This window comes from Pseudomonas sp. P1_F1_2 (assembly GCF_056405815.1).
Genome location: NZ_JBFUBK010000041.1, coordinates 39,824 through 50,136 on the forward strand (window position 1 = coordinate 39,824; position 10,313 = coordinate 50,136).

Genomic DNA, 10,313 nt, shown 5'->3' on the forward strand with positions numbered 1-10,313 from the left:
CCTCATCGCGGGCAAGCCCGCTCCCACAGGTATTGTGGATGACTCAGGATTTGAGCAAGTCACGGACACTGTGGGAGCGGGCTTGCCCGCGATATAGGCCGTCAATTTACCGAATACCTCACTGCTAAACCTTGGCCTGAGCCCTCATCTGCATTTGCAACGCCTCGTAATGATCCAGCGCCCGCTCCACCAACAACTGAACCCCATCCGCCATTCGGCTGATCGCCAAGGCAACCGAGCGGCGAGAGCCTTCTACATCGTCCGCCAGATCAGCCGCAATCGCGCTGATCGACAGCATGTCTTCGGAGGCGTTGGCCAGCAGGGCTTCGGCGTCGATGTCGGGGCATACCGTGAAGAGCCGGGATTTGTTACGGCGTCTCGATGGTTTGTCGCGAGCAGGGGGGAAGTAATGGGCGAAGGCGCGGTCGGCGGCTTCCTTGAGCTTTTCGGCTTCGAGGGGGTCGTCGGAATCGGTATCGGTTTCTGGGGGATTGGGAGTGGCTTTAAACATAGTGAATCTCCAGTAATGATTTTCAGCTGCTCCCTCGGTTCCAGCCGAAGGGGTGGCAGCTGTACGCGGGCTGGAACCCGAGGTGGAGAAAACCCGGTAGACCCGAAGGTCTCCCGCGCACAGCCGCCATAACGGAGTACACACATTAAAGGTGCGCAAGCATACGTCATGAGGGGGCGCTATTGCGCCTTCTACACCTCGGGATTCCAGACCCGGCCGCTGAATTGGCAGCGACCCACAAACGATAAAGCTCAGCGCAAAACCCCACCAGTCAGCGGCTTCCGGCATTGCTGTAGGCGGCGACGCCAGACTGTGTAGCCTCGCACCCTTCCAGCGAACAAACTTTTAAACACAAAAATCCCAATCGGCTGGCAAAAGTTGAAGATTCCCAAAAAGCGACCTATCGGTCCTTTTTTGGGACTGATCGGTTTGATCGTTCCAACGCTCTGCGTGGGAATGCAGCCCAGGACGCTCCGCGTCCCATTCAGAGCTGGAACGCGGAGCGTCCCTTGAGGCATTCCCACGCGGAGCGTGGGAACGATCGTTTAGGCGATCATTACCCTGACCGTAACGATCCGTCTCTGTGCTTGATTGATGCCCCCCACCCAACACTCCTAAGGTGACCCCACGACAGCGAACCCGTGGAGTGGTCATGACAACAACAATATCCCCCGACTCGCGATGGACGCGCCGGCGCAGCGAAAAGCAGCGGCGTCTGGCGTTGGTCAAGGATCTGGCCGACGGTGTGGTGTTGCCCACCGACAACATCGTCGCCGCGCTGGAGGCGTTGATCCTGCCCGGCGACCGTGTGGTGCTGGAGGGCAATAACCAGAAGCAGGCGGATTTCCTCTCCCGTTCCCTGGTCAAGGCCGATCCCGCCAAGCTGCACGATCTGCACATGATCATGCCCAGCGTCGGCCGTGCCGAGCACCTGGACCTGTTCGAACGCGGCATTGCCCGCAAACTCGACTTTTCCTTCGCGGGCACCCAAAGCCTGCGCATCAGCCAGCTGCTGGAAGACGGCCTGCTGGAAATCGGCGCGATCCACACCTACATCGAGCTCTATGCGCGGCTGGTGGTCGACCTGATTCCCAACGTCGTGCTCTCGGCCGGTTTCATGGCCGACCGTGCCGGCAACATCTACACCGGGGCGAGCACCGAAGACACTCCCGCACTCATTGAACCGGCTGCCTTCAGCGATGGCATCGTCATCGTTCAGGTCAACCAGTTGGTCGACGATGTCAGCGACCTGCCGCGCGTCGACATCCCCGCCTCGTGGGTCGATTTCGTGGTGGTGGCCGACAAGCCGTTCTACATCGAGCCGCTGTTCACCCGCGACCCACGGCACATCAAGCCTGTGCACATCTTGATGGCGATGATGGCGATCCGCGGCATCTACGAAAAACACAACGTTCAGTCGCTGAATCACGGTATCGGTTTCAACACCGCCGCCATCGAACTGATCCTGCCGACCTACGGTGAATCCCTCGGCCTCAAAGGCAAAATCTGCCGCAACTGGACGCTCAATCCGCACCCGACCTTGATCCCGGCGATTGAAAGCGGCTGGGTCGAAAGCGTGCATTGTTTCGGCACCGAACTGGGGATGGAAAACTACATCGCCGCACGACCGGACGTGTTCTTCACCGGGCGCGATGGCTCGCTGCGTTCCAACCGGATGTTCAGCCAACTGGCCGGGCAATACGCGGTGGACCTGTTCATCGGCGCGACGCTGCAAGTTGACGGTGATGGTCATTCTTCCACCGTAACCCGTGGACGCCTCGCCGGTTTCGGCGGTGCGCCGAACATGGGCCACGACCCACGCGGTCGCCGTCATGGCACGCCAGCCTGGCTCGACATGCGCCACACCGACGGGCCAGAGCCGCTGCTCGAACGCGGTAAAAAACTCGTGGTGCAAATGGTCGAGACGTTCCAGGAGGGCGGCAAACCAACCTTCGTCGAAACCCTCGACGCAGTGGAGGTGGCGAAGAAAAGCGGCATGCCGCTGGCGCCGATCATGATCTACGGCGACGACGTCACCCACCTGCTGACCGAAGAAGGCATCGCCTACCTGTACAAGGCGCGTTCGCTGGAAGAACGCCAGGCGATGATCGCCGCCGTCGCCGGAGTGACCGTCATCGGCCTGCGCCACAACCCCAAAGACACCGCGCGCATGCGCCGCGAAGGCCTGATTGCCTTGCCCGAAGACCTCGGCATCCGCCGCACCGACGCCACACGCGAATTGCTCGCGGCGAAAAGTGTGGCTGACCTGGTGGAGTGGTCCGGTGGCCTCTACAACCCGCCCGCCAAGTTCAGGAGCTGGTAATGCACGCACTTAACCTGCAACCGAAAACCCTGACCCTGGCCGAGCAATTGGCAGACTTGGCGGTGGACGTACTGATCGACGAAGCAGACCTGTCGCCAAAACCGGCGCTGGTCGATCGTCGCGGCAACGGTGCGCATACCGACTTGCACCTGGGGCTGATGCACGCATCGGCGTTGTCGTTGTGGCCGGCCTTTAGAGAAATGGCGGAAGCCGCCATCGAATTCGGCGAAATCGGCTTGCCGCTGCGTGAAGCAGTGGGGCGGATTGGACGCGAAGGTGAGCAAGCGATGCTCGCCACCACGGGTGGGGTGAATACCCATCGCGGAGCGATCTGGGCCTTGGGGCTGTTGGTCACGGGCGCTGCGCTGGACCCTCAATCCACTGGCGCAAGCAGCGTGTCGTTACGCGCAGCACGCCTCGCGTTACTCGACGACCGTCATGCTCCGCGCCCGCTCAGCCACGGCGCTCAAGTCGCCCAGCGTTACGGCGCACGCGGTGCTCGTGAAGAAGCGCAGCTGGGCTTTCCGGCGGTGATCCAGCGTGCACTGCCGCAACTCAAGCGCAGTCGCGCCGCTGGCCATGGCGAGCAGAACGCTCGCCTCGATGCCTTGCTGGCAATCATGACAACGCTGGCTGACACCTGCGTGCTCTACCGCGCCGGCGAACAAGGCCTGAACACCATGCAACTGGGCGCCCAGGCCGTGCTCGATGCGGGTGGCAGCGCCAGCCTCGCCGGTCGCCGCCGTTTGCATGAGCTGGATGAACAATTAATCGCGTTGAACGCCTCGCCCGGTGGTGCTGCCGACTTGCTCGCAGCCTGCCTGTTTGTCGACCGTATCGAGTCGTGCGACGGCCTCACCCAGGGAGCTTTCTGATGGAAACCTTATCCTTTGAATTCCCCGCCGGCCAACCGCCACGGGGCCGCACGCTAGTGGGCTGTGTCGGCTCGGGCGATCTGGAAGTGCTGATCGAACCGGGTCAGGCCGGCAAGCTGACGATCACCGTGCAAACCTCGGTCAATGGCAGCGAACAACGCTGGGAACATCTGTTTACGCGGATGTTCGAGGGCCAGACGCCGCCGGCGATGGACATCGATATCCACGATTTCGGCGCGACCCCCGGCGTGGTGCGCTTGCGTCTGGAGCAAGGCTTTGAGGAGATCGGCCATGACTGACAGCGCAGAACTCTTGCAGCCATACCTACAAAGACGCAGCTTCGTCGAACTCGGCGCCCGGCAACGAGCAAAAGCCTTGCTTGACCCTGGCACCTATCGCGAACTGCTCGACCCGTTCCAGCGCGTCATGTCGCCGTGGCTGTCGCGCCAGGGCGTGGTGCCGCAAGCGGACGACGGCGTGGTCATCGCCAAGGGCAGCATCGGTGGATTGCCGGTGGTGATCGCGGCCATTGAAGGTGCCTTTCAGGGTGGCAGCCTTGGCGAAGTCGGCGGAGCGAAGATGGCGGGCGCGCTGGAGCTGGCCGCCGATGACAACCGCAACGGCATTCCAACCCGCGCCGTGTTGCTGCTGGAAACCGGTGGGGTGCGTTTGCAGGAAGCCAACCTCGGGCTGGCGGCGATTGCCGATATTCATGCGGCCATTGTCGATCTGCGCCAATACCAACCGGTGATTGGTGTGGTGGCCGGCAGCGTCGGCTGCTTTGGCGGGATGTCGATTGCCGCCGGGTTGTGCAGCTATTTGCTGGTGACCCAGGAAGCGCGCCTTGGCCTGAATGGTCCGCAAGTGATCGAACAGGAAGCGGGCCTTGAGGAGTACGACTCCCGTGACCGGCCATTCATCTGGAGCCTGACCGGTGGCGAGCAACGGTTCGCCAGTGGTTTGGTGGATCGTTATGTCGCCGATGATGTGGCGCAGATTCAGCAGCAGGTGAGTGAATTGCTGCAGCAAGGTTTGCCTGCGCAACAACGCAGCCGTCAGGCCGATCTGTTCCTGCAGCGGTTGGCCCGCCTCGATGCCGGGCCGCAAATCGAAGYGGCGACGGTTCGCGATCTGTACCAAGGAGAACGCTCATGAGTTCGTATTCCCTGAGAGGGTTGCACTGGTTCAACGCCTTGAGTGCAGGCGCCAAACCGGTTGAGGGTTTGCCGGCTTCGTTGAAAGTGGCCGATGGTGTGTTGGGTAGTCAGCCGGCGCGGTTTATTGCGGTGGTGGCTGATCCGGACAACCGTTTTGTCCGCGCTCGCAACGGTGAAGTGGGTTTGCTCGAAGGCTGGGGCTTGGCCAAAGCCGTGGATGAAGTGATCGCCGCTGACCGTGACAAACCACACAAGCGTGCCTTGATCGCCATCGTCGATGTACCGAGTCAGGCGTACGGTCGGCGCGAAGAAGCGCTCGGGATTCATCAGGCCTTGGCCGGGGCGGCGGACAGTTATGCCCGCGCTCGATTGGCCGGCCATGCGGTGATCGGTTTGCTGGTGGGCAAGGCGATGTCCGGGGCGTTTCTGGCCCACGGTTATCAGGCCAACCGCCTGATTGCGTTGCGTGATCCGGGGGTGATGGTGCATGCCATGGGCAAGGCCTCGGCGGCCCGAGTGACGTTGCGCAGTGTCGAAGAACTGGAGACGTTGGCGGCCAGCGTGCCGCCCATGGCGTATGACATCGACAGTTACGCCAGCCTTGGATTGCTCTGGGAAACCTTGTCGGTGGAGCAGATCGAACAACCCACGGCGGCGGACCTTACACGGGTGACGGAATGCCTGAGCCTGGCCATCGAGGATGTCGCCGCCAAGGGACGCGACTTGAGCAGCCGCTTGGGCGCGACCCATCGCGCCGCCTCCAGCCAGGTTCGCCAACTGCTGAGAGCACAGTGGTGAATACGCTCCTGGCCCACGACTTGCTCTGGGGGATGACGCCAGAGCAGTTGCCTGCGGATGCGCCTGCGTGGGTGGTCGAGTCGATTTGCGCGGGTCAGCCGGTAGTGGTTCGGCGCGCGATGACGGCGCCGGATCACATCGCGGTCGGGGTGCGTGGGCGTTTGCGCGAGCAGCGTTATGCAACGTCGATGGCAATCACGGCGATTTCGCGTCGGGTCAGGCCGGAAGACCTCAGTCATGTCGAGTCGACTCGCGATCTGCCGGCGCTGCGAGCACTGGCGCAACTGCGGCCGATGCTCGACGCCTGCGGTTGGATATGGGGTATCAGCGGCAGCGCCGGTTTCGAATTGGCCAGCGGTTTTTCCGCGCTGCATGAGCGCAGCGATCTCGATTTGATTCTGCGCACACCGCAGCCGCTGAGCCGTACTCAAGCGCAGGCGTTAGTGACGGTTCTCGACACCGCTGAGTGTCGGGTGGACATGCAATTGCAGACACCGTTTGGCGCCGTCGCACTCCGCGAATGGGCCCGGTCTTCGTCACAGATCTTGCTGAAAAGCGACCGGGTTGCCTGTTTGGTCGGCAACCCCTGGAACCCTCAGGAGCAAGCAGCGTGAGCAGTTTGCTGGTGTTCCCCGGTCAGGGCGCGCAACAGCCGGGCATGCTGCAGCGCTTGCCTCGGGACGTGTTGAACGAGGCGAGTGATGTGCTGGGCGAGGACGTTCTGCTGCTCGATGGCGCCGAGGCATTGAGGTCGACGAGGGCGGTTCAGCTTTGCCTGTTGATCGCAGGCGTCGCGGCGGCACGACAATTGTCGATGAAGCCCGATTACGTGGCCGGGTTATCCATTGGCGCTTACCCGGCAGCGGTGGTCGCGGGTGCCTTGAGTTTCAGCGATGCGCTGCATCTGGTCAGCTTGCGCGGTGAACTGATGCAACAGGCTTATCCACAGGGCTATGGCATGACCGCGATCATCGGTCTGGATTTATCCACCGTGGAAAAACTGCTGGCGCAGGTTCACAGCATCGACACACCGGTTTACCTGGCCAACATCAACGCCGATAACCAGGTGGTGATAGCCGGCAGCGACGAGGCAATGAAAGCAGTGGCGGCGTTGGCGAAAGGTCACGGTGCCGGTCTGGCCAAACGGTTGGCAGTGAGCGTGCCTTCGCACTGCCCGCTGCTGGATGGTCCGGCAAAAATTCTGGCGCAAGCATTCGCCAAGGTGTCATTGAAAACGYCGACCTTGGGCTACCTCAGTGGCAGTCGTGCCCGCCCCATCATCAATGCCGACGCCTTGCGCGATGACCTCGCGTTCAACATGTGCCGTGTCGTTGATTGGCGCGGCACGGTACAAAGCGCCTATGAGCGCGGCGTACGACTTCAGATCGAACTGCCGCCCGGTGCGGTGCTGACCGGGCTGGCGCGCCGGGTGTTCGAGCAAGGCACCGTGATTGCCTTCGACGGTGCGCGGCTCGATACCTTGCAGGCGCTGTTGCGTGAGGAGGGAAGCCGCCAACCCTAGACCTCCGACTCAGGCCTTCGAACAACAAAAACAACATTCGACGATGCATTTTGAGGACTACAACAATGATTATTTACGGTGTGGCGCTGTTGGCGATTTGTACGCTGGCAGGGGTGATCATGGGTGACGCGCTTGGCGTGTTACTGGGCGTCAAATCCAACGTCGGCGGGGTCGGGATCGCGATGATCCTGCTGATCTGCGCGCGGTTGTGGATGCAGAAGCGCGGTGGCATGACCAAGGATTGCGAGATGGGCGTCGGCTTCTGGGGCGCCATGTACATTCCGGTGGTGGTCGCGATGGCCGCGCAACAGAACGTGGTGACAGCCCTGCATGGCGGACCGGTGGCGGTGCTCGCGGCGATTGGTTCAGTGGTGATCTGCGGCTGCACCATTGCGCTGATCAGCCGGACCCACAAAGGCGAACCCTTGCCCGATGAACCGGCGGAAGTTACCCCGGTCGGCACACCAGTAGGAGGTCGCTGATATGTGGGAACTCATTGATAAAGGCTTGACCGCTAATGGTCTGGTGACCGCGTTTGCCTTTGTAGGCGTGATCATGTGGGTGTCGGTTGTCTTGTCGAAGCGTCTGACATTCGGACGAATTCACGGCTCGGCCATTGCCATCGTCATCGGGCTGGTCCTGGCCTGGGTCGGCGGCACCCTGACCGGCGGGCAAAAAGGCCTGGCGGACCTGACGTTGTTTTCCGGCATTGGTCTGATGGGCGGCGCCATGCTGCGAGACTTTGCGATCGTCGCCACGGCATTCGAAGTGCAAGCAACCGAAGCGAAAAAGGCTGGTTTGATCGGCGTGATTGCGCTGCTTCTGGGCACGATCTTGCCGTTCATTGTCGGCGCGAGCATGGCTTGGGTGTTTGGTTATCGTGATGCGATCAGCATGACCACCATCGGTGCGGGCGCTGTGACGTACATCGTTGGGCCGGTGACCGGGGCGGCAATTGGTGCAAGTTCCGACGTGGTGGCGTTGTCGATTGCCACCGGGTTGATCAAGGCGATTCTGGTGATGGTCGGCACACCCATGGCCGCACGCTGGATGGGGTTGGATAACCCGCGTTCGGCAATGGTGTTCGGCGGGTTGGCCGGGACGGTCAGCGGGGTGACCGCAGGCTTGGCCGCGACGGATCGGCGGTTGGTGCCTTACGGGGCGTTGACGGCGACGTTCCACACCGGGCTTGGGTGCTTGCTTGGGCCTTCGCTGCTGTACTTCATTGTTCGCGCGATTGTCGGTTAGTGATCGTTCCCACGCTCCGCGTGGGAATGCAGCCCGGGACGCTCCGCGTCCCAAAGCGGACGCAGAGCGTCCATTGATTCATTCCCACGCAGAGCGTGGGAACGATCATTGGGTGGCTTGGCGGTTGGCATACATCCGGCACTCCGCCAACAACGCCAGCAAATTCGGGTCGCGCTCCTTGGCCTTCAAAAACACCACCCCGATGTGCTGCTGCAGCCGGTACTTTTCCTGCAAGGGGATCAGCTTCACCCGGTTCTCGTACACCGCTGCAATCCGGCCTGGCAGCAACGCATAACCCACCCCTGAACTGACCATGCTCAGCAGGGTGAAGATGTCGTTGACCTGCATCGCCACTTTCGGCTCGAACCCCGCCTGCTTGAACACCCGATTACCGTCCTGGTGCGTGGCAAAGCCTTGGGTCAGCGTAATGAATGTCTCGTCGCGCACTTCGGCCAGATCAACTTCCGTGCGCTGGGCGAACTTTGAATCCGCCGGCGTGGCGAGAAAGATGTCGTCGGAAAACAGCGGGATCTGCTCGCAGTCCGGGTCGTTGACGCTCTCGTCCAGCGACACCAGGATCGCGTCGACTTCCATGTTCTTGAGCTTGTACAGCAGGTCAAAGTTCGAGCCGAGGATCAGGTCGATGTTGAGTTCGCTGCGGCGGATTTTCAGGCCCATGATCAGCTGCGGCACGGTCTTCACCGTCAGTGAATACAGCGAGCCGAGCTTGAAGCGTTCAGCGGAAAATCCGGCGGCTTCGCGGGTCAGGCGCACGGTTTCGACCACGTCCTGAATCAGTTTCTGCGCTCTTTCTTCGAGCACGTAAGCGCTTTCCAGTGGCGTCAGGTTACGGCCTTCATGTTTGAACAGCGGGCAGCGCAAGGCACTTTCCAGGGAATGGATCGCCCTGTGTACGCTGACGTTACTGGTCTGCAACTCGGCGGCGGCGCGAGCCAGATTGCCGGTGCGCATGAAGGCCAGGAACACCTCGAGCTTTTTCAGGGTCAATTCTTCGTCGATCAGCATGGCCCGGACTCTTATTCGAATGGCTCGATTGTGCACGCATGCGATGTTTTGTAGCAGCTATGTAGGAGCTGTCGAGTGAAACGAGGCTGCGAATTTCTGACCACAACCTCGTTCCACTCGACAGCCCCCACAGTTTGCGCGATGTTGCATCAAATTTTGAGGTGAGCAACGCATGTACCACGGGGAACGATTGAACGCCTGGACGCATTTGGTCGGGGCGGTGGCGGCAACGGTTGGTGTGGTGTGGATGCTGGTGATCGCCAGCATGGACGGCAGCCCATGGAAAATCGTCAGCGTGGCGATTTACGGTTTCACTTTGTTGGTGCTGTACAGCGCCTCGACTGTTTATCACAGCGTGCGCGGGCGCAAGAAAGCGATCATGCAGAAGGTCGATCACTTTTCGATCTATTTGCTGATTGCCGGCAGCTACACACCGTTCTGCCTGGTGACCCTGCGCGGGCCGTGGGGCTGGACGTTGTTCGGGATTGTCTGGGGGCTGGCGCTGATCGGCATCCTGCAAGAGATAAAACCGCGGTCGGAAGCGCGGATTCTGTCGATCGTGATCTACGCGGTGATGGGCTGGATCGTGCTGGTGGCGGTCAAACCATTGCTCGCGGCGTTGGGCAGTGCGGGGTTTGCCTGGCTGGCGGCGGGCGGGGTGTTGTACACCGTGGGGATTATCTTTTTCGCCCTCGATCATCGGCTGCGGCATGCCCATGGGATCTGGCATTTGTTTGTGATTGCCGGGAGCTTGCTGCACTTTGTGGCGATTTTCTTTTATGTCCTTTAGACCGCGTCGTGGCCATTCGCGAGCAGGCTCGCTCCTACATTGAAATGCATTTCAATGTAGGAG

Annotated in this window: 12 protein-coding genes; 10 read left to right on the forward strand and 2 right to left on the reverse strand. The window is 61.2% G+C overall.

The genetic code is table 11. The annotated features are described in order from the left end of the window. Positions 1-124 precede the first annotated feature (124 nt). Positions 125-511 carry a DUF6124 family protein gene (locus AC1D2P_RS14400; RefSeq protein WP_077431110.1) on the reverse strand — a complete coding sequence of 129 codons (387 nt, stop codon included), beginning with the start codon at positions 509-511 and terminating at the stop codon, positions 125-127. Between the two features lie 652 nt (positions 512-1,163). Here AC1D2P_RS14400 and mdcA point away from each other — a divergent pair. The 9 genes from mdcA to madM all read left to right on the forward strand — a co-directional run bounded on the left by mdcA (position 1,164) and on the right by madM (position 8,434). Next, the gene (gene mdcA, locus AC1D2P_RS14405; RefSeq protein WP_109785620.1) at positions 1,164-2,834 is read left to right on the forward strand and encodes a malonate decarboxylase subunit alpha; all 1,671 of its coding nucleotides are present in this window, start codon (positions 1,164-1,166) and stop codon (positions 2,832-2,834) included. Further along, a complete protein-coding gene (locus AC1D2P_RS14410) occupies positions 2,834-3,709 on the forward strand; it encodes a triphosphoribosyl-dephospho-CoA synthase (protein WP_109785619.1) in 876 nt (291 codons plus the stop codon). The genes mdcA and AC1D2P_RS14410 overlap by 1 nt, the downstream gene beginning before the upstream one ends. Then, the gene (locus AC1D2P_RS14415; RefSeq protein ID WP_046029774.1) at positions 3,709-4,008 is read left to right on the forward strand and encodes a malonate decarboxylase subunit delta; all 300 of its coding nucleotides are present in this window, start codon (positions 3,709-3,711) and stop codon (positions 4,006-4,008) included. Before AC1D2P_RS14410 ends, AC1D2P_RS14415 begins: the two co-directional genes overlap by 1 nt. Next, the gene (locus AC1D2P_RS14420; RefSeq protein ID WP_477811477.1) at positions 4,001-4,864 is read left to right on the forward strand and encodes a biotin-independent malonate decarboxylase subunit beta; all 864 of its coding nucleotides are present in this window, start codon (positions 4,001-4,003) and stop codon (positions 4,862-4,864) included. Before AC1D2P_RS14415 ends, AC1D2P_RS14420 begins: the two co-directional genes overlap by 8 nt. Beyond that, on the forward strand, positions 4,861-5,664 hold the full coding sequence (gene mdcE / locus AC1D2P_RS14425; protein WP_046029777.1) for a biotin-independent malonate decarboxylase subunit gamma: 804 nt from the start codon (positions 4,861-4,863) through the stop codon (positions 5,662-5,664). The genes AC1D2P_RS14420 and mdcE overlap by 4 nt, the downstream gene beginning before the upstream one ends. After that, a complete protein-coding gene (locus AC1D2P_RS14430) occupies positions 5,658-6,278 on the forward strand; it encodes a malonate decarboxylase holo-ACP synthase (RefSeq protein ID WP_109785617.1) in 621 nt (206 codons plus the stop codon). The genes mdcE and AC1D2P_RS14430 overlap by 7 nt, the downstream gene beginning before the upstream one ends. Then, positions 6,275-7,186, forward strand: a complete 912-nt coding sequence (mdcH, locus tag AC1D2P_RS14435) for a malonate decarboxylase subunit epsilon (protein ID WP_477811478.1) — start codon at positions 6,275-6,277, stop codon at positions 7,184-7,186. The genes AC1D2P_RS14430 and mdcH overlap by 4 nt, the downstream gene beginning before the upstream one ends. Positions 7,187-7,251: 65 nt before the next feature. Beyond that, entirely contained in the window at positions 7,252-7,668 is a 417-nt protein-coding gene (madL, locus tag AC1D2P_RS14440) for a malonate transporter subunit MadL (RefSeq protein WP_046029780.1), read from the forward strand. Position 7,669: 1 nt separating this feature from the next. Beyond that, the gene (gene madM / locus AC1D2P_RS14445) at positions 7,670-8,434 is read left to right on the forward strand and encodes a malonate transporter subunit MadM (RefSeq protein WP_046029781.1); all 765 of its coding nucleotides are present in this window, start codon (positions 7,670-7,672) and stop codon (positions 8,432-8,434) included. Positions 8,435-8,539: 105 nt separating this feature from the next. On the opposite strand, the gene AC1D2P_RS14450 is transcribed toward madM, so the two are convergent. Beyond that, the gene (locus tag AC1D2P_RS14450) at positions 8,540-9,460 is read right to left on the reverse strand and encodes a LysR family transcriptional regulator (protein WP_109785615.1); all 921 of its coding nucleotides are present in this window, start codon (positions 9,458-9,460) and stop codon (positions 8,540-8,542) included. A 172-nt stretch (positions 9,461-9,632) separates the two neighbouring features. Between AC1D2P_RS14450 and trhA the strand changes: the two genes are divergently transcribed. Continuing rightward, positions 9,633-10,250, forward strand: coding sequence for a PAQR family membrane homeostasis protein TrhA (trhA, locus tag AC1D2P_RS14455; protein ID WP_046029783.1), 618 nt, complete (start codon positions 9,633-9,635; stop codon positions 10,248-10,250). Positions 10,251-10,313 lie beyond the last annotated feature (63 nt).